This is a genomic window from Methylocaldum sp., from assembly GCF_039794385.1.
Classification (GTDB): Bacteria; Pseudomonadota; Gammaproteobacteria; order Methylococcales; family Methylococcaceae; genus Methylocaldum.
This window is the reverse complement of the sequence record NZ_JBDIVO010000043.1, coordinates 1-21,833: the sequence shown is the minus strand read 5'-3', so window position 1 is coordinate 21,833 and position 21,833 is coordinate 1. Positions and strand designations below refer to the sequence as shown.

Sequence of the window (21,833 nt, the reverse complement as noted above, 5' to 3'; positions counted from 1 at the left end):
GGTGGCGCTGGTGCGAAGTGGACGCCGAAAACCCGAATTTCGTGCGCCATCCGCTTTTTCGGGAGGCGCAGGTTCGAGAGTGCACCGTGGAACCGGGAGACATGCTTTACATGCCCCCGGGAATGCTTCACCACGTCCGCAGTCTCGACTGCGCCATCTCCTTCAACGTGGACTGGCATACCCGCGACAGCTCCGTTCAGGGAATTTTGGCATTGGGACGAGGGATGCCGCTCAAGAACGTGTACTACAACACGGTGATCGCCCTCGGGCTATGCGCCGGCGTTTCCGCCAAGCGGGTACTCCCCTGGTACCGCTCATATCTGAATTACGTTTCATAAAGGAGGCCGCAGTGCGCAACTTCGAGGAGTCCGGAGTGACGGGAAATGTTGGGATGACTTGCTCCAATCTGGTCGAGCTGCTGGGCGCGAGAGCCAACGAGGATGCCTTAGGAAAAGGATACGTTTTTCTCGCCGACGGCGAAATCGAAAACGGCCGGCTGACGTTCGCCGATCTAGACCGGCGCGCCCGCGCCATCGCCGCCCGCCTTCAGACCCTGGGTATGGTCGGGGAACGAGCGGTGCTGCTGTATCCGCCGGGGCTTGAATATATCGAGGCCTTTTTCGGCTGCCTGTATGCCGGAGCCGTCGCGGTACCGGCTTATCCTCCGACCCGCCAGCATCTGCCGCGTCTCCAGGCCGTGATGCGCGATGCCGCACCCGCCGCCATCATGACCACGGCGGAACTCGCCGCAAAATTCCGGGATGAATTCGTGGGAGGCGCGCTGCGCGCCGCGTCGAACTGGTTCGCCACCGATACCGTGGCTTCGGACGAAGCCGGGTGTTGGCAGGCGCCCGTACTCGCGCCGGAAAACATCGCCTTCCTGCAATACACCTCGGGTTCCACCGGCGACCCCAAGGGCGTGATGGTGAGCCACGGTAATCTGCTCGCCAACCAGGAGGCCATCCGGCAAAGCTTCGGACACACCGAGCGCTCGACCGTGGTCGGCTGGCTGCCCCTGTATCACGACATGGGCTTGATCGGAAACATTCTCCAGCCGCTTTATGTCGGCTCTACCGCCGTCCTGATGCCGCCCATGGCCTTTCTGGAGAAGCCGGTACGCTGGCTGAAGGCCATTTCCGAATTCCGGGCCGCGACTTCCGGCGGTCCCAACTTCGCTTACGATCTCTGCGTTCGCAAGGTGACGGCCGAACAAAAGCGCGACCTGGATCTCAGCGCCTGGACATTGGCCTTTAATAGGTCCGAACCGGTACGCGCCGCGACCTTGGAGCGTTTCGCCGGCACCTTCGCCGAATGCGGCTTTCGCCGCGAAAGTTTCTTTCCTTGTTACGGTCTGGCCGAGGCTACGCTGTTTGTAACAGGAGCGAGGCTAGAAACCGGAGGCGTGAGGCTGGAGGAAACAAAGGCCAAACCCAAGATCGGCGATTCCTCAAGCCTCAAGTCTCCAGCCTCCAGCCTCGTTTCCTGCGGCTTGCCCGCGGATCGCCATATTGTCCAAATTGTCGATCCCCATACGGGAAAACCGTGCCTGCCGGGCCGGGAAGGCGAAATCTGGGTCTCGGGCCCCAGCGTGGCGCAAGGCTACTGGAACCGCGCCGAGGAATCCGAGAACACCTTCAGGGCGAGGCTAGAGGCTCTAGACCATAGACTTCGGACTAGCGGAATCCGGCCTATGGACTCTGGCCTAAAGCCTGAAGCCTCATTTCTCCGCACCGGCGACCTGGGATTACTCGACGACGGCCGGTTATACGTTACCGGGCGTATCAAGGACCTGATCATCATCCGAGGGCGGAACTATTACCCGCAGGACATCGAGCACGCACTGACTGACAGTGTGGATGTCCTGCGTCCCGGAGGCTGCGCCGCATTCTCTGTGACCTGTCAGGACGAGGAAAAGCCGATCGTGGTCGCGGAACTGACCCGCGAAGCCATACGGAAGGCCGATTACGAAGCGATTTTCGCATCCTTGCGGAGCACCCTGGCCGAGGCTTGTGAATTGACGGCCGCCGAACTGGTTCTCGTCCAGCCCGGCGGCGTTCCCAAGACCTCCAGCGGCAAACTGCGCCGCCAAGCCTGTAAGCAAGCGTACCTGGAGGGTGCTCTACCGGTGTTGGCGCGGTCGGACGACCCGAAGGAAGGGGGCGCGCAGCTTGCCGGGCAGGACAGCCCGGCTACTTCGGGTGGAATGAGGAAGGCGAGCGAACGCAAGGCGACGCCGCAGGAATTCCAACTCCAACTTCTGCAGGAAGCCTTGTCCGTCGTTCCTCACCCGCAGCGCGCCGCGCTGATCGCTCGTTTCCTCCGGACCAAGATCGCCCATCTGCTGAAGATCGAGGAATTCGCCGTATCCATGGAATCGCCGCTGCGAGCGTCGGGCCTCGATTCCCTGAAGGCCGTCGAACTCAAGCACACGGTGGACGAATTATTGGGCATCGAGGCCCCGTTGACGCTATTCCTGTCCGACCGGTCGGTGGTGGAAGTGGCTGAAGCTCTTGCCTGTCAGGCTGAAGGTTTGAGGCTGGAGGCTGTAGGAAATGACAAGGAACAGGCAATAGTCTCCGTTTCCTCAAGTCTCGAGTCTCTAGCCTCGAGCCTTTCTTCGACCCAGCTTTCCATGTGGACGATGCAACACATGGAACCGAACAGCATCGTTTACAACCTGCATCTAGCCTTGCGCATCGAGAACGGCGCCGACGCGGAAGCCTTGCGGCGATCCTTCTACCGCCTGGCGGAGCGGCACGAAATGCTGCGCACGGTTTATCGCAACGAGGGCGACGAGGTCTTTCAGTCGGTATTGCCGCTGGCCGACCTGCCCGACTTCTTTACTGCCGTCGACGCCTCGGTTTGGTCGGAATCCGAACTTCAAGACGACATGGCGCGGCGCATCCGCGAACCCTTCGACTTGGCGCACGGACCGGTCTTGCGGGTGGTCCTCTATCGACATGGAACCAAGACTCCAGACTTCAGGCTCAAGACTTCGGATGTCCAGGAACCTATAGCCCATAGCCTAGGGCCTCAAGCCTCTCCGCATACCCTCCTGCTTTGCGCCCACCACATCGCCCTGGACCTTTGGTCGGTGCTCGTGCTCGTCGACGAGTTGAGAAAAATCCGTTCGGAATTGGGTGAGACGGTTCCAGGGCCGAGCTTGTCCCCACCGGCTTCCAGCTATGCTGAATTCGCGGCCTGGCAACGGAACTATCTGGAAAGTCCGGCCGGCAATGCCGACTGGGATTACTGGCGGCAACGGCTTTCCGGAGAACTCCCGATCCTCGCCCTGCCCACTGACCGTGCGCGGCCTGCGGTACCGAACTACCGCGGCGCTTCGGTAGCGGTTCGCCTGAGCCGGGAGGAAACCGACAGGCTAAAGGATTTCGCGGCGCGGAGCGGCGTCACCCTGTTCACCCTATTGCTCGCGGCGTACAAGGTCCTGCTCCATCGCTACACCCGTCAAACCGACCTGATCGTAGGTGTTCCCACGGCCGGGCGCAGTCAGGCCCGACTCGCGTCCGTGGTGGGCAACTTCGTCAATCCGGTGCCGCTGCGCAGCCAGCCCGCCGCCGACAAGCCTTTTTCAGTTTATCTGGCGGAGATACACGACGCTTTATTGGGTGCTCTAGAACATCAGGACTATCCGTTTTCCCTCATGGTGGAACGCCTGCATGTCGAGCGCAACGCCGATCACTGGCCGGTCTATCAAACCCTATTCGTGCTGCAGCAGGCGCAAGCGAATACCGGAAGCGAACTGGCGCAGCTCGCTCTGGGGGAAAACGGCGAGATGTCGGTCGGGAACGATTGGCCAGTGCGCCCGCTGGCCATCAGGCAGCGCATAGAGCGGTTCGATCTCAAACTGATGGCGGCCGAAGATGGAGCCAGCCTCCTGCTGTCCTTCCAATACCGCACCGATCTTTTCACGGAACGGACGGTTTCCCGGATTGCCGATCATTTCCGCAATCTCTTAGAGGCTGTGGCGGCGAATCCCGCAACAAGTATCGGCGGCTTGAGGCTGTTCGGCGAGCAGGAGCGAATCCAGCTGCTGGATCAGGCCATCGGGCCGGAGACGCCGCTCCCGGAAGAACCGTGCATTCATCGGCTGTTCGAGCTGCAGGCGGCCAACACCCCCGATCTTCCGGCCGTGGCGTGCAAGCAGCAACGCCTGAGCTACCGCGAATTGAACGCCGTCGCCAACCGCTGGGCGCATCATCTGATAGCGCTTGGAGTCGGGCCTGGCAGCCGGGTCGGCATTTGCGTCGAGCGCTCCGCGAATTTCGTGACGGCCATCCTGTCCGTGCTCAAGGCCGGCGCCGCCTACGTTCCCCTCGACCCCGCTTATCCGGAAGGCCGGGTGGCCCGCGTGCTGGCCGACGCCGGCGTCGGCCTATTGCTGACGCAAACCGGCTTGAACGCTTCCAGCCATTTTCCCGCCATCGTCCGGCTCGATATGGATCTATGGCCGGAAGGACCGGAACCGGCGCACGACGATCCGCACCCTGCGATGACGCCGGACCATCCCGCCTATGTGATCTACACATCGGGGTCGACCGGACAATCCAAAGGCGTCGTGGTTTCTCACCGGAGCCTCGCTAATTACACCCAGCTTATTGCCGGGCAGATTTCCGCGATCGCCGGATTTCGTTACGCAATGGTATCTACGCCCGCGGCGGATCTCGGCAATACGGTCCTGTTCGCTTCCCTCGTTTCCGGCGGATGTCTGCATGTATTCGACCAGGATGCCGCCACGGATGGGCGCGTGTTCGCCGACTACATCGAACGCCAGCCGATCGACGTGCTGAAGATCGTGCCCTCTCATCTCGCGGCCCTCCTGGATTCGGCCGAAGGCAGGACCATCGCGCCTCGACGGGCGTTGATTTGCGGCGGCGACGTGCTCACCTACGATCTGGTCGGCCGGATCATCGCCCAGCGTCCGGAATGCCTTATCTTCAATCACTACGGCCCCACGGAGACCACGGTCGGATCGCTGATTCTTCCGATTGAACCGGACGTGCGGGAGAGCGGGGCAAGGGAATCGGTACCGATCGGCCGCCCGATCGCCAACAGCCGGGCCTATGTTCTCGACGGCAATCTCGAACCGGTGCCGAACGGTGTCGCCGGCGAGTTGTACATCGGCGGCGCGGGGCTGGCCCAAGGGTATCTGAATCGTCCGGACCTGACCGCCGAACGCTTCGTTCCCGATCCGTTCGGTGCAGGCCCCGGCGAGCGCCTGTACCGGACCGGCGACCTCGTGCGTCGGAGAGCCGACGGCCTCGTCGAATTCCTGGGGCGCGCTGACCATCAGCTCAAGATTCGAGGCTTTCGTATCGAGCCGGGCGAGATCGAGGCCCGCCTGCGGACCCATCCCGAAGTGCGGGATGCCGTGGTGACGGCCTGGGAAGACGAACGCGGAGTCAAACGTCTTGCCGCGTACATCGTATCCAGCGGCGACGAACCGGACCCCGAAGCCCTGCGTGTCCATGTCCAAATCGCTCTGCCGGACTACATGGTTCCGGCGGCCTTCGTGTTCCTGGACGGTTTGCCGCTGACTCCCAACGGCAAGCTGGATCGGAGGTCCCTGCCTAAGCCCGATCCTTCCCGTCAATTGACGCGCCGATACGCCGCACCCCGAAACGACGCGGAAGCCCGGCTGGCTGCCATTTGGGCCGAGGTGCTGCGCATCGACAGGGTCGGCATCCACGATAACTTCTTTTCGCTGGGAGGGGATTCCATCCTCAGCATACAGGTGGCGAGCCGCGCTCGGCGGATCGGCTTGAACCTGGCGCCGCGGCAGATTTTTCAGCACCAGACAGTGGCGGAATTGGCGCTGGCGGCGGAAAGCGCGGCTCCGTTCGAGGCCGAGCAAGGCATTATCGAAGGACCGGCTCCTCTAACGCCGGTCCAGCAGAAATTCTTCGCCCAGGATCTCGCGAATCCGCATCACTGGAATCAATCCCTGCTGTTGGACATGCTGCATCCGTTCGACCTCGGCCTGATGGAGCGCGCCGTGGAGCAACTGGTGTTCCATCATGACGTCTTGCGGCTGCGGTTTTCCCGCGACGCGGCGGCTTGGCGGGCCTGTTACGTCGGGAAAGAGCGGCAGCCCATGTTTCATCGGGAAGATCTGTCCGCTATCCCTGACGCGGCGTTCGAGGCCTTTCTTGCCGAACGCGCGGAGTATTGGCAGCGACAGATCGATCTCGGCGAGGGGCCCACGCTCCGGGCGGTCTGGTTCGAACTCGGGCGGGGACGCGGCGCGCGGCTGTTGCTGGTCATCCATCACCTGGCCATGGATATCGCGAGCTGGCGCATCCTGCTGGACGATCTCGTGCTCATCCACGACCAATTGGCCTCCGGCCACGCCGTGACCTTGCCGGCCAAAACGACCTCTTACCGGCAATGGGCTGCGCGGCTTCAGGACTATGCCGGAACCCTGGCGGGGGAGGGGAGAGCGCCATCCTGGTGGCACTCGCGGGAGGCTGCTGAAACGGCTTTGCCGGTCGATCGCGACGCAGGCACGAACACCGAAGCCGATGCCGCCGAGTATACGGTCAAGCTCTCCGAAAAACTCACTCGGGCGCTCATTCAGGAAGCCGGAGCGGCCTATCGGACCAGCGTTCAGGAATTGTTGCTCATCGCCGTCGTCAAAGGTCTTTCGGACTGGTCCGGCCTGCACCGGTTGCGGGTGGAGGTCGAAGCGCACAGCCGCGACAACGGCCCGTTCAGGGATTTGGATTTTACGCGGACGATAGGACGGTTCACGACCTCCTACCCGGTGACCTTCGATATCGATCCGGCGAACGCCACCGGAGGCATCATCAAGGACCTCAAGGAGCAGTTCCGCCGCCAGTCCGCATGGGGATTCGACTACACCGTCTGGCGCTGGCTCGGCGAAGGGCGGGAAAAAGGCTGTTCGGCGGATGCGCCCATCCTGTTCAATTATCTCGGCCACCTGGACCTCGGAACCGACGCCCACGCGTATTTCCGGCAATGCGCGCTGGCATCGGGCATCGCCCGCGCCTCGGCGAACCGCCGGACGCACGAATTGGCGGTCAACGCCGCGGTCAGCGGCGGGCATCTCCAACTGACCTGGATTTACAGCGCGGCGCGTTATGGCGGCTCGACCATCGCCCTCCTCGGCGACGCCGTGATCCAGGCATTGGAGACGCTGATCTCCCACTGTCTCGAACCCGGCGTGTCCGGGCTAACGCCCTCCGATTTTCCGCTGGCCAAGCTGTCCGCGCAGGAGCTCGACAGACTGCCTTATCCGCCGGGAAACATCGAGGATGTCTATCCGCTGGGGCCCATGCAGGAAGGCATGCTGTTCTATTCCCTGATGTATCCGGGATCGGGCATCTATCACATGATCGATCGCTACGAAATCGACGGGGATGTCGAAATCGAGGCTTTCAAGGCGGCCTGGCAGGAGGTCTTGGACCGTCACCCCATCCTCCGCACGTCCTTTCTTTGGAAAGACTATTCGAGTCCGCACCAGTGCGTGCAGAAGCACCTGGCGCTGCCGTTCGATTATCAGGACTGGAGAGGAATGGACCCAGTCGAACAGGAACGGCGGTTCGAGGCGTTGATCGAAACCGAGCTGAAAACGGGTTTCGATTTCACGGTGGCGCCTTTGATGCGGATACGCCTGGTCCGGTTCGGCGACCGACGTTACCGCTTCATCCGCAGCCATCACCACATTCTCATGGATGCCTGGTGCAAGTCCCCGGTTTTGTTGGAGTTCCGGGCGAACTATGAGGCCAAGGTAAAAGGAGAGCCCTGCCCGCCCAGGGAGGCCGCGATACCTTACCGGGATTACATCGGCTGGCTCGCGAAGCAAGACCCTGAGGCGGCGGCAAATTTCTGGCGGGAGTATCTTTCCGGGTTCACCGAACCCACGCCGCTGGTCGTGGACAAGCCGGTTCCGCCGGAAACAAAAGGCACGAGCCAGGTCCGGGATCGGGTGGCGCTGTTGTCCGAGGAAGACACCAAGGCGCTTCATGCTTTGGCGCAGCGTTGCCAAGTGACGCCGAACAGCGTCTTGCAGGCCGCCTGGGCGCTGATGCTGGCCCATTATTCGCGGTGCGACGAAGTCGTGTTCGGAGTGACTGTGGCCGGACGCCCGACCGATTTGCCCGGGGTGGAAACGGCGCTGGGATTGTTCATCAACAGCCTGCCGTTGCGGGTCAAGGTCAAGCCGGATCAGCCGGCCCTGGAATTCCTGCGCGAACTGCTGTACCACAATCTGGAGCTCCGCCAATACGAATACATGCCTCTGGTACAGATACAAGCTTTGAGCGAGCTTCCCAGAGGCCAGGCGCTCTTCCAGCACCTGTTCGTGTTCGAAAACGCGCCGGTCGATCCGACCTTGCGGGGTTCCAAGGACGTTTTGAACATCGTCGACGACAAGCACCGCACCCATTCCAATTATCCGATCAACGCGGTGCTGGTTCCTTCCCCGCGTTTCCACCTGCAAATTACCTATGACGTAAACCGTTTCGAACCGGCCGCCGTGGAACGGATGCTCGGGCATTTCAAGACCTTGCTGGAAAGCCTCATCCGCCATCCCGACGCCCGCCTGGGCTCGCTCCCGATGCTGACCGAAAGCGAGCGCGGCGCAATCCTGGAGCAATGGAACCGGACCGATCATCCCTATCCCGAACCTCGGGACATCGTGGCCCGTTTCGAAGCGCAGACGGCGCTGGCGCCCGAGGCGGTCGCCGTCGCCTGCCGCGGCGAGGCATTGACCTATCGTGAACTCAACGCCCGCGTCAATCGCCTGGCTCACGCCTTGCGCGCCGCTGGGGTGGGCCCCGAGACGCTGGTCGCCCTGTTGAACGATCGCGGCATCGATTTCCTGGTGATGATGTTGGGCGTGTTCAAAGCCGGCGGCGCCTATCTGCCGCTCGATCCCGGCCATCCCGACGCACGCCTGACGCAGGTGCTGGAGGAAGCCCGCGCCGCTCGGCTGCTGGTTGGCAAGTCCTTCCGGGAACGGGCCGAATCAGTGTGCCGGACGGTCTCCCGGCGGCCGGCGCTGCTGGTACTGGACGAACCCGTGGCGCAAAGCTATCCGGCCACCGATCCCGAACGCCTGCACGGCCCCGGCAGCCTGGCCTTCACGATCTTCACGTCCGGCTCCACCGGAACGCCCAAGGGCGCCATGGTCGAGCACCGGGGCATGTTCAACAACCTGATCACCAAGGTTCCGACTTTGGGTTTGAGCGAAGCCGACGCCATCGCCCAAACCGCGGGACAGTGTTTCGACATTTCCGTCTGGCAGCACCTGACGGCTCTCGCATGCGGCGCTCGGGTCGAGATTTTCCCGGACGACATCGTGCGCGATCCCGGCCTGCTTCTCCGCCAAATCGCCGAACGCGAAGTCACCGTTCTGGAGGCGGTTCCGTCGATGATCCAGGCCCTGCTGGAAATGGCCGGGGGTATCGAGCTGCCGCGGCTGCGCTGGCTGATCGCCTGCGGCGAGGCGTTTCCGCCGGACCTCTGCCGGCGCTGGATGAAACGCTTCCCGCACGTGCGGGTGCTCAATGCCTACGGTCCCGCCGAATGCTCGGACGACGTTTCCTACTACGAGGTACCGGAAACGCTCGCAGAAACCGAAACGATCGTGCCGGTCGGGCGCCCCGTGGACAACACCCGGCTGTATCTTCTGGATGCCTGGCTCACCCCGGTTCCCGTGGGCGTGCCCGGAGAAATCTGCGTGGCCGGTATCCAGGTCGGGCGAGGTTACCTGCACCGGCCGGAAACGACGGCGGAAAAGTTCGTTCCGGACCCGTTCGGCCCTGTCGGCGGGCGCTTGTACCGCACCGGCGACCTCGGCCGTTACCGGGAGGACGGCGCCATCGAGTTCCTCGGACGCATCGACCACCAGCTCAAGATTCGCGGGGCGCGGATCGAACCGGGCGAAATCGAGGCGCAGCTTCTCCTGCATCCGGCCGTGGAGCAAGCCGTGGTGGTGGCCCGAGACGACGGAGGCGCGGGCGGCAAACGTCTGGTGGCCTATGTCACGGAACGCTTGCCGTTTTCTCCCTCTCCCTCCGGCAACGGGCCGGATGCGCAACCCGGAGAAAATTTGGAGAGCAAGCCGAGTATCGCGGCTCGCGAGGAAACCGCGGACGGTCTTTCCCTGATCGACCAGTTGCGCGCCTATCTCTCGGCACGGCTTCCGAACTTCATGGTGCCATCGGTCTTCGTTCGCCTCGACGCCATGCCTCTCGGTAGCAACGGCAAAATCGACCGCAAGGCCTTGCCGGCGCCGGACGTCGCCGCTCAAAGGGAAGCGCGCTACGTGGCCCCGCGCACCCCTGCGGAAGAAATTCTCGCCGACATCTGGAAAGACGTATTGGGCCTGGATAGGGTCGGCGTCGAGGACAACTTTTTCGATCTCGGCGGGCACTCCCTCATCGCCGTACAAGTGCTGTCTCGGGTACGGACCGCTTTCGATGTCGAGGTTCCCCTGAGACGCGTCTTCGAGGCCTCCACCATCACACAGCTCGCCTTGGTGATCGAGGAATGCCTGATCGAACAACTCGAATCCCTTTCGGAAGAGGAAGCCTTGGCGTTACTGGAGGACGGATCATGAACTGAAGAAACACTGTAAGAAACCTTCCCGTGTGGGTAAAGGCATCTACTGAAGTCGTCGCCCCGGCATGGATTGCCGGGGTCCGGAAGCCAAGGACGGCAAAGGCCTCTTAACTCCTGTGCTCTGAATTCCGGCACGAATTCGCCCGGAGCGGAGTGATTCTGAGGTGTCATTCGACCAGCCTGCAGAAAGAAAAAATAACGATGAAAACGACCGATAACTTGAAATTTACTGGGGAAGACGTCCTGTCGATTAACAAGGATCGACAACAAGAAGCTGTCGCTCATCAAGGAGGGAATGGTGTTGAGACAGGTTCGAAGAATGGCCTGTGCCCAGGTGCCCTTACCCGCAAGAGTACGGCCATTGCCGCGGCTTTTGCGGCCTATGTTCCGCTTGCTTCCGTCGGCGCCGAGCCGCAGCCCGTCGGCAAGGCCACGACGACCGCTCAAGCGCCGATCCAATTCGACATTCCGGCGCAAGATTTGCCCCGCGCTCTGTCCGCTTTCACCGTGCAGAGCCGCGTCCAGGTTCTTTACGAAGGCGATGTCGCCGAGGGGCTGCGCAACGCCCCCCTCAAAGGCGCCTATACACCGGAAAAGGCCTTGAAAGTGCTGCTGAGCGCGGCTCCCGTTCAAGCCCGTTTCACCGGCCAACGGACGGTGACCCTGGAGCGCAAGCCAATCGCCGTTCAATCCGGCGGCGATGCAGCCGACGCCATCGCGCTCGGGAAAGTGACTGTCAGTGCGGGAGCGGAGGCCGATCCGAACGATCCCTACAACGAGGACTACGCCGTTTCCAAATCCTTCCCAGCCACCAAGACCGACACGCCGATCATCGAGACGCCGGTATCGATTCAAGTAGTGCCGAGAGCGGTGATGGAGGATCAGAAAACTACCAGGATTACGGATGCTCTGGAGAACGTGAGCGGCGTTCGAGCGCAATCCTCCCTCGGAGCGGGCACCGGCTTCATCGTTCGCGGATTTCGCAATCCCTTGACCTACCGCAACGGCCTAATGGCAGTCCCGAGCGGTTTCCGTTCCGAATTCGATACGGCCAATCTGCAAAGCGTCGAAGTGCTCAAGGGGCCGGCGTCGGTTCTGTTCGGACGCGCGGAGCCCGGCGGCTTGATCCATGTCACGACCAAGAGGGCGCTCGACATTCCTTATTACTCCCTGGAACAACGGTTCGGCTCGTACGACTTCTATCGCACCGAATGGGACGCTACCGGCCCGATCACCGACGACAAATCCTTGTTGTATCGCTTCACCGGCTCCTACCAGAACAACGAGTCGTTCCGGGATTTCATCTCCAATGACAGGATCATGGTTTATCCCAGCGTCACGTGGCGACCGACCGAGGCAACCGATATAACGATCAACATCGAGGGGCTCAATCAGGACTACCAGGCCGATTATGGCATCCCTGTCATCGGCAAGCGCCCGGCGAATATCCCCGTGAGACGTGCCCTCGGCGATCCCAACGATCCGTTGGACAATATTTCCAGGGTGTTGCTGGGTACCGAAATCAACCATCGGTTCAACGAAGACTGGGCCATCCATAACCGGTTCCTCGCCAACTTCGGCCATGGCGACGAAACCTTTCTCAACCCTGCACCGGCGTTCGGGAACGCATTGAATCCCGTTACCGGCATCCTTCAGCGCAACGTCTTTTTCCAGCGTTATGACAGCGAGGGCTACACTACCAACCTCGATTTGACCGGCAAGTTCCGGATCGGTCCAACCGACCACGACGTCCTGGTGGGATACGACTATTTCCGGTCCTTCACCAAATACCGCACCCAGGGTTTTTTCGACACCCCCGACCCGGCGCTGGCGATCAACATATTCAATCCTTCACCGAGTTATGGAATCGACAAGGCCGTATTCGACAGTGCCGTATTAGAGACGGAATTTCCGAACAACCGCTCGGTGATCAAAGACGAGTGGCACGGCGTTTATTTCCAGGACCACATCACCTTGTGGGACAAGCTGCATATCATGGGGGGAGGCCGTTACGACTGGATCGAAACGGGTAGAGGTCGGGGCAGCTCCTTCTCGGCTGCCGACAAAAACCTGCCGGACACCATCCGGAAAGACGACGGATTCAGTCCGCGCGTGGGCATTCTCTACCAGCCTTGGCAGTGGCTGGGAGTTTACGGTAATTGGACGACCTCGCTCGGCGCCAACAATGGGATATCGGCAACCGGGAGATCCTTTGATCCTCAAATCGGCGAGCAATTCGAAGCCGGAATCAAGACCTCTTTGTTCGAAGATCGTTTGCTCGCTACCTTGGCTTATTACCACATCACCAAGGACAACCTGCTTACCCCCGACCTGACGACGCCCGATCCCAACGACAGCGTGGCGATCGGCCAGCAGCGCAGCCAGGGAATCGAACTGGACGTAGCGGGGCGTATTACCGACAACTTGAGCATCATCAGCAGCTATGCCTTCACCGATGCCCGGATTACCAAGGACAACCGAGCCCTGAATGGCCAGATTAAGGGGTACGAGGGCAAGCGACTGAACAATGTGCCCGAGCATGCGGCAAGCCTATGGCTCAGATACGACCTCAACGGGTACGAAGCGCCGGACGGTTGGAGTTTCGGTCTAGGCGGCGTACTGGCGGGGCAACGGGAAGGCGATGTCGAGAATACCTTCCAATTACCCGGCTATGTGCGGATGGACGCCTTCGCGGCATACCGATTGAAGGTAGGGCCGACGCGCGTCACGGCTCAATTCAATATCCGCAACCTGCTCGACAAGACGTATTACGAGTCCACCGATCCGGATATCAATGTATCGCCGCGCCTGGGCGTTTATCCCGGCGCACCGCTGACGGCCATCGGTTCGGTGCGGGTGGAATTTTGATGTTCAAGTATTTGGATAGCTAAGACGACCCGAACACGCAATGCCGATGAGCCTCCTTGCAAACGTCCTTGAAAGAGAAGCTGGGCTTCAGAGCGGTGCGCGACGTCTCGGTCGCTCAAGGCGCGTGCAGGGTCTGGCTTAAGGTACACCGGTGGATCTGGGGTGAACCAGCAGAGGCGATTCAATCGGCCGGGAAAAGAGGATTGTGATGTGTAGTATCAAAACCATTTCTGCGCTCCCCGGCCATCCGGACCCGGTGGTATTGGAGCCTGACTTCAACCGGGTTCATGAAATCTTCGAGAAGCTAGCGGACCGGTACGGAAAACTTTTCACGGTTCAATTTGCGAACCGGCCGCTAGTAGTCGTCGCGAATGCCAATCAGATCAATTTCATTCTTCGCAAAAGGCCGGACCTTTTCGGCCCATATAGCAGGAAAAACAGAGTTCTCGAAACCATGAAAGTGGACGGAATCGAGGCTGCCGACGACCACGGCTGGAAACGTCAACGGGAAGTTATAGCGGCATCCATGGAATCCCGCCATATGGCCCAATATTTCGAATATATCAAGGCGGCTACCGGAGATTTGAAAAACCATTGGATCACTCATGGCGAAAACCTTTCGAAAATTGATTTGGAAGCGGAGATTTTGGGCTTCTCGATATCGGTATTTACATCGATGGTATTCGGCGATCTGACCGATATGCCAGTGGGCGAGCAAGAGGTCACGAAGAATATCTTACATAACCTGGTCCCCATTTTGGGCAGGCGCATCGATGCCTTACTGCCGCAAATGCATTTGGAAAGCTTCTCCGAAGACAATTATTTTGACGAGGACATAAGGGAAATCTTCAGAGCCGTTAAAAATGTCATTGCACGTAAAGGATCCCTTTTAAATGACACAAATGGGGCTGGCAACGCGGTGAGCATGGTCCGGCTTCTTATAGAAGCCATGAAAGAAAAGGGTTCTGATATTCGCAATATAAAACTCATCGAAAATATTCTGTTGATAGTCCTGGCCTCCGAACCCACTACAGCGAATACCCTGCTCCGGGTGCTCTTCTGCATTGCCAAAGACCCCCAGGTCCAAAGGGACATTCAGGACGAAGTCGATGCTGTACTAGGCAATGGCGGCATTATCGAGGACATTGAAGATATCAAGAAGCTCAAATGTATCGACGCCGTTATTTTAGAGACGATGAGAACGTCGTCGGTATCCCGCCTAGCGATCGTGGAGGCCAAGGCGGATTTGGTAATGGACGATGTCGAGATACCCGCTGGAACTCCGTTGGTATTGCTGATCGCGCGTTGCGCTCTGGACGATGAAAATTTTCATCAGGCTAGGGTATTTGATCACCGGCGATGGCGCAGCGAAACCAAAGTGGAATCTTCCAAACATAACGGAAAAGCCTTTTTGGGTTTCGGCTCGGGGCCGCGTTCATGTCCGGGAAGAGGTTTGGCCATGCTGGTTATCAAAAGCGCCTTGGCGATGATTTGCGGAAATTTCCAAATCCGACTGTCACCCGAAAAACAGCCTGGCGATAAAACCGGTTTCAACGATAAGCCGCTGTCCTTTGGTCTTACTATCGAAATTCGCGATAGGCGTCATGACGTCGCGCTTTAGAAAAGATTAAACCTATTGCTGTACGAAAAAGTATTCCACGAACGCGAACATGGAACGAAACCCGGGACACCTTACTCTTCGACGGCGTTTTCGCGCTTTCTGGCTCAAGGTGCATTTATTTATCGCCTTGGCGGCAGGGTTTGTTTTCGTCGTTCTCGGACTGACGGGGTCGGTTAATGTTTTCTTCCGAGAATTGGAAGAACTCGGTTTGCCGACGCAAACCCATCATGAATCCCATGTGCAACCACATTCATTGGACGAAATCATGCAAACCCTCACGGCGGCACATCCACAAAGAAAGGGGCAATGGATCTTGGTATTGCCTGGGTATGGGAAAACCTATTTGTGGGCAATATATCCGAACCCCGAGGAAACGATGGATGAATTTTACGCACCGTTGCGGGTTTTGGTGGATGTTTACAGTGGTGAAATCCTCAAGGAGAGCTTTTGGGGGCAAACCTTATCGACCCTGATTTACGAGATTCACGCCAGCTTTCTATTGGGCAAGCTCGGTTCGAAACCCGGCAAACTGGGTTTTGACATAGTCTGTTTCTCCGGCCTGCTCCTGCTGCTTTCCGCGTTGAGCGGCTTGTACCTGTGGTGGCCGCGTTGGAGCAAAATGAAAACCGCGATCACTTTCAAACGAAGGGCGAGTCCCGAACGGTTTTATTTTGATTTGCATAAAGTAACCGGCTTTTACGCAGCAACGGTTCTCGTCACACTGGCTTTTACCGGGTTTTCGTTCAGTTACGATGATTATCTAAAGCCGTTGATACGATGTTTTTCGCCTATCGGCGCCGAGCATTTAAAGGACCCCGAACTTAAATCGGAATCAGCCGCCGGTGGGCGCCGGATTTCGATAGCCGACGCCGTGGCAATAGCCGACTCCGTTTTTCCCGGCGCAGAACTGCGTGGAGTACAGACGCCGGACGGTCCCGATGGCGTCTATGTCATCGAGAAAAGGCAATCCGGAGAAGCTAACCGGCTCAGGCCGCGCACCAAGATCTGGATCGACCAGTACACCGGCAAGGTGCTGGCGGTTCAGGACCCGAATCAATTTACCGCCGGCGAGACATTCCTCAACCTCATGTGGCCCCTGCATAGCGGAGAAGCGATTGGCCTTCCGGGCCGCATCGCATGGTGTGTCATCGGTTTCACGCCCTTGATCCTTTACGTCAGCGGAATCGTGCGCTGGCTACAGAAGCGAAAGGCGGCAAGGCGGAGCGGGGCCGGGTTCAAGAAACGTCTGGAAAGGACAATGGGATGAAAAACAAGATCGAATTATCCGAATCCAAGTCTGCATTATCCGCAAGCAAACGAGCGCTTTTGCAAGAACGCCTGCAAGGGCGGCTGATTCCCCGTCGGCTCGGACCATCCACGATGCCCAAGCGGCCTCAGGGACCATCGCCTCTGTCTTTCTCCCAACAGCAGTTGTTCTTCCTCGATCAATTGGAATCGGACAGCGCCGCCTATAACTTTTCCATTGCGGTTCGGCTTAGGGGAACGCTAGTCGTTGACGCATTGGAAAAAGCCATCAACGAGATCATCCGTCGGCACGAGTCCTTGCGGACCGAATTTGTCATCGCGAACTCCGAGCCGATCCAGCGAGTGCTGCCGGAACTTAGCTTGTCCGTCAGTGTGGAGGATCTGAGCGGACAATCTCCGTCGGAACGCCGCGACTACCTTGGAAAACTGCTTAACCGGGAATCGAGAACGCCTTTTGATTTATCCGAATGCCCGCTGCTGCGCGTCAGGCTCTTTCGCTTGGCCGAGGGCACCCAAGACGAACAGGAGCATGTTCTCCTCATCACCATGCCCCACATTATCACCGACGGCTGGTCGGCGGCTGTTCTATACCGGGAGCTGGCCACGCTGTACGAAGCTTATGTCCTAGGCCGCCCGTCACCGTTACCCGAGTTGCCCATCCAATACGCCGACTTCGCTTATTGGCAGCGGCAGCGGTTGCAACCGGATGTCCTCGCGAAAATGTTTTCGTTCTGGGAGCGTCATTTATCCGGTTCCGATTCCGGTTTCGAGTTGCCGACCGATCGGACGAGGCCGGCGGTGCAGACGTATCGCGGGAGCGACTACCACTTTTTTCTGGCCAAGGAACTCACCGTAAAGCTGAACCAGTTATGCCGCCGGCGGAACGTGACTTTGTTCGCGCTCTTGTTTTCCGCCTTCAATGTGCTCCTGCATCGCTATACCGGTGAGCAACATATTTGCGTAGGGACCCCGGTAGCCAACCGCAACCATGCGGAGCTCGAAGGGCTGATCGGTTTTTTCGTCAATGTATTGGCACTGCAAACCGATCTTTCGGGCAATCCGAAATTCACCGCCTTGCTGGGCCGAACCCACGAAACGATGTTGGATACCCAGCCGCATCAGGAGTATCCCTTCGAGTTATTGGTTAAAAAGCTCAAGCCGATTCGAGATGCGAGTTCCAATCCGTTATTCCAGGTCATGTTCGTACTGCACAACGTGCCGTTCGACTCGATACGGGTAACCGGACTGGATATCACGCCATTCTCGGTCGAGAACCATGTTTCAAAGTTCGACTTGACCCTGCACGTTACCGAAGAGCCGGACGGTCTGCGCACATCCCTGGAATACAACGTCGATTTGTTCGACGAGAGCACGATCGCCCGCATGGCGAGTCACTTCCGGGTATTACTGGAGCACATCGCAGACGCTCCGGACACGCGGATCAGCGAATTGCGGCTACTGACGCCGGAGGAAAACCGGCAACTGACCGAGGAGTGGAGCACTGTAACCGCCTACGTGTTATCGGATGGCGGTCCGGAGAGTGCGAATGGCCTGCCCGCGCGCTCGGGAGAAACGTCGGCGGACGGATTCATCCACGCACTGTTCGAGGATCAGGCGCGGCGTGTGCCGTCAGCAATCGCCCTGTGCGGCAACGGATCGACTTTGACTTACGCGGAGCTTAACGCCAGGGCCAATCAACTGGCGCACTACCTCCGTAGCAAAGGGGTAGGACCCGGAATCACGGTCGCACTATGTATCGGTCGCTTGCCGGAAATGGTGGTCGGGATACTCGGCGTTCTGAAAGCCGGCGGAGCCTATGTGCCGATCGATCCGAAATACCCCAAGGACGAGATTGCGTATCTGCTGGACGATTCCGGCGCAGCGCTGCTTCTGACTCGGGAATCGGTGCTGGCGGCGTTGCCGAATCTATCGATAACGCCGACATGCGTCGACTGTGATTGGGAAGCGATTGCCGAACAACCCGTCGCGGATCCGCGGGTGACGATCGATTCCGGCGACCTGGCCTACGTTATTTACACCTCCGGGTCCACGGGAAAACCCAAGGGCGTAGCCGTTACTCATCGCAATGTCCTGCACTCGACCCAGGCCCGGTTTGCCTATTACCGCAACCCGGTGGAAAGCTTTTTATTGCTTTCTTCCTTTGCCTTCGACAGTTCCGTGGCGGGCATATTCTGGACCTTGAGCCAAGGCGGAAAACTGTGCATTCCCGATGATTCGACTCATACCGTTCCGGCGTTTGTGGTCGATTGGATCAGGAAAGAGCGGATTACCCATTTGTTAGGCCTGCCGTCTTTTTACAATATCCTCCTCGAGCAAGCGGATGCGGGGCAACTCGATAGCTTGCGGGCGGTTATCGTCGCCGGAGAAGCTTGCTCGGCGGGAGTGGCCGAACGCCACTACGCACAACTGCCGGGAGCGGATCTCTATAACGAATACGGCCCCACCGAAGGCACCGTCTGGTGCACCGCATATAAAATCCCGCCGAAATTTTCCGAGGACTCGATACCCATCGGCCGCCCCATTCCCGGTGCGCGGATATATCTATTGGATGCCTATTTGAATCCGGTGCCCGTTGGCGTACCCGGCGAGCTTTATATCGGCGGCGAAGGTCTTGCCGCCCGCTATTTGAATCAGCCGGCATTGACCGCCGAACGTTTTTTGCCCAACCCTTTCGATAATGCCTCCGGGGCTCGTCTTTACCGGACGGGAGACCGTGCGCATTTCCGCGCCGACGGCAATATCGTGTTCTTGGGGAGGGCCGATCACCAAGTCAAGATTAGGGGGTTTCGAGTAGAGTTGAGCGAGATCGAGGTCAAGTTGCTGAAGCACCCGGATATCGAAGCAGCGGTCGTGACCGATCACGAAACCCCTTCGGGAAGCAAGCGCCTGATTGCGTACCTCGTGCCAAGGCAAGGCGAACGCGCGGCCGACGCCGACGGGTTACGCGCGTTTCTGCAAAACATGTTGCCCAGCTACATGATTCCGTCGGCCTTTGTATTTCTCGATCGTCTCCCGCTGACGCCCAACGGCAAACTGGACCGCAAGGCATTACCTTCAGTGGACGTCCGGGATCAATCGGAGGACCGCTACGTCGCACCGCGCACCAAGATCGAGGCCGTGTTGTGCGCTATCTGGGGGCAGGTATTGGGTCTGGAGAAAGTCGGCATCCAGGATAACTTTTTCGAGATCGGCGGCGATTCCATATTAAGCATGCAGATGGTGAATCGGGCGAAGCAGGCCGGCTTGACCATTCATCCCCGGCAGGTCTTCGAATACCAAACCATCGAAGCATTGGCGAAAGCAAAGGACCGCGACACGGACGTGCAGGCGGAACAGGGCATCATTACGGGAGAAGTTCCCTTGACGCCCATCCAGCGGTGGTTTTTCGAACAGTCCTTCCCTAACCCGAATCATTGGAACCAATCGGTTCTGCTGGAGGCAAAACAGCCGATCGTCCCCGCGGTACTGACAGACGTCATACGGCACCTGCTGCACCACCACGATGTTTTGCGCACCCGTTTTCGCGAGTGCGGCGGTCTTTGGACGCAGGTGCTGGCGGAGGATGTCGAGGGCGCAGTCGAAATCGTTTCGGTCGATTTTTCGGGTCTCGCCGAGGATCGCCGGCAAGCCGCGCTGACCGAACAGGCTTCGCGGTGGCAGCGCAGCCTCGATTTGCGTCACGGGCCTTTAATTCGGGTGGTGTGGTTCGATTGCGGAGGCGATTCGAGCAGCCGTTTGTTGATCATCATCCACCACCTGGTGGTGGACGGAGTAAGTTGGCGCATTCTTTTGGAAGACATGAGCGCCCTTTACCGGCAGGCTCTCGCGGCGCGAGAGATGAGGTTGCCGAAAAAAACCACCGCCTTCAAGCAATGGGCGGAACGCCTCGCGGATCATGCGCAAACGGCAATGCCGGAGCGCAACGTCGCCTATTGGCTGAACACCGATTGGAGCCGGATCGCTGCACTGCCGATGGATTTCGCCGGGGGCGTCGATTCCGAGGCAACCGGCGAGACCGTGACCATTTCGCTGGACCCGACGAAAACGTCCGTTTTGCTGCAAAACGCCCCGCTGGCCTATGGCGCGCGGATCAACGAGGTTCTTCTCGCGGCGGTAGTGGCCGTGCTGGCCGAATGGGCGCAAAGCGACTCGGTATTTTTGGAAATGGAAAGCCATGGCCGTGAATACCTTTTTGACGATGTAGACATCTCGCGCACCGTAGGCTGGTTTACCGCCTTATTTCCGGTTTTGTTCGAAATTTCGCCCGATCGGGCTTTTCCGGAAATAGTCCAAGCGGTGAAGGAGCAACTGGCCGTCATCCCGAACCACGGCATCGATTACGGCGTCGTGCGCTATCTGAATCGGAATCCCGATCTTGTCAGCCGGCTGGAAGCCGTTCCGGAACCTCAAATCGGGTTTAACTACCTTGGCCGAATCGATCAAGGAACCGCGGTCGACGCTTGGTTTTCTCTCGCTCCGGAACCCGCCTGCCGCCTGAACGATCCAGCGGGAATGCGGCCGCGCAGCCTGTCGATCGATGCCTCGGTCGTGGCGGGTGAATTGCGCGTTCATTGGAGCTACAGCCATGCCTGTCATTCGCGGGAAACCATCGAGCGACTTGCCGGCAGGCTTTTAGGGATACTCGAAGATGCCGCCGCGGCTTGTTCGGCAGCAGCATCGCTCGGCGATGCCGTGAATTCGGAGCAACAAGAACCATCAACTTCCATTGTGAATCTGGCCGCGGAAGCGATTCTGGATTCGTCCATCACGCCTGCTTTCCGCCCAGGGAAACCGAACGGACTTCCTCGCAATGTGTTGTTGACTGGAATTACCGGGTTCGTGGGCCCTTTTTTACTGGACGAACTATTGGCGCAAACTCAAGGAAAGATTTTTTGCCTGGTGCGTTCCGGTTCGGCTGAGGACGCAGCCAATAAAATCGAAGAAACCCTCGATCGCTATGCCATCCATAACCCTTTGGCAAAACAGCGGATCGTGCCTTTGCCCGGTGATTTGGCAAAACCGTTTCTCGGACTGCCGGCGGCGCGGTTTCGGGAGTTGGGCGATGAAGTCGACGTGATCTATCACAACGGATCGTCGACCAACCTGATCTTATCTTATCCGGCTTTGAAACCCGCCAACGTGTCGGGTACGCGGGAGATCCTTCGCCTTGCCTGCACCGGCACGGTCAAGCCGGTTCATTACGTATCGACGTTGTCTATTTTCGACGACGGAACCGAGCCCGAGCCGCCAGGATTTTCGGAGGACGATCTGCCCAGCCTGAATACCCGTTTGACCTTGGGGTATTCGCAGAGCAAGTTGGTGGCCGAGCATCTGATTCGAATCGCGCGCGACCGCGGCTTGCCGGTTACCGTTTACCGATTGGGCACCGTGACGGGACATGGCGGCACCGGCGCTTGGAATCCGAATGATTTCCACTGCCGGTTTCTTAAGG

The 21,833-nt window shown here is 59.1% G+C and carries 6 protein-coding genes; all 6 read left to right on the top strand.

The window, feature by feature from the left end; all coding sequences use genetic code 11:
* Nucleotides 1-338, top strand: a 338-nt coding sequence (locus ABJK70_RS06385; RefSeq protein WP_347257584.1) for a cupin-like domain-containing protein, incomplete at its 5' end; no start/stop codon positions are given.
* 53 nt (nt 339-391) lie between these two features.
* Nucleotides 392-10,603 (top strand): amino acid adenylation domain-containing protein, encoded by a 10,212-nt coding sequence (locus ABJK70_RS06380; RefSeq protein ID WP_347257583.1) that lies wholly within the window; start codon nt 392-394, stop codon nt 10,601-10,603.
* Between the two features lie 203 nt (nt 10,604-10,806).
* The gene (locus tag ABJK70_RS06375) at nt 10,807-13,473 is read left to right on the top strand and encodes a TonB-dependent receptor (protein WP_347257582.1); all 2,667 of its coding nucleotides are present in this window, start codon (nt 10,807-10,809) and stop codon (nt 13,471-13,473) included.
* A gap of 208 nt (nt 13,474-13,681) precedes the next feature.
* Nucleotides 13,682-15,094, top strand: a complete 1,413-nt coding sequence (locus tag ABJK70_RS06370; RefSeq protein WP_156880230.1) for a cytochrome P450 — start codon at nt 13,682-13,684, stop codon at nt 15,092-15,094.
* 49 nt (nt 15,095-15,143) lie between these two features.
* Nucleotides 15,144-16,361 (top strand): PepSY-associated TM helix domain-containing protein, encoded by a 1,218-nt coding sequence (locus ABJK70_RS06365; protein ID WP_347257581.1) that lies wholly within the window; start codon nt 15,144-15,146, stop codon nt 16,359-16,361.
* Nucleotides 16,358-21,833: amino acid adenylation domain-containing protein (locus tag ABJK70_RS06360; RefSeq protein WP_347257580.1), on the top strand; the 5,476-nt coding region annotated here is incomplete at its 3' end. The genes ABJK70_RS06365 and ABJK70_RS06360, both read left to right, overlap by 4 nt.

Excerpts from the sequence above, each read along its gene's own strand:
- ABJK70_RS06380 (WP_347257583.1), top strand. The coding sequence starts at position 392 with ATGACTTGCTCCAATCTGGTCGAGCTGCTGGGCGCGAGAGCCAACGAG.
- ABJK70_RS06375 (WP_347257582.1), top strand. The coding sequence starts at position 10,807 with ATGAAAACGACCGATAACTTGAAATTTACTGGGGAAGACGTCCTGTCG.
- ABJK70_RS06370 (WP_156880230.1), top strand. The coding sequence starts at position 13,682 with ATGTGTAGTATCAAAACCATTTCTGCGCTCCCCGGCCATCCGGACCCG.
- ABJK70_RS06365 (WP_347257581.1), top strand. The coding sequence starts at position 15,144 with ATGGAACGAAACCCGGGACACCTTACTCTTCGACGGCGTTTTCGCGCT.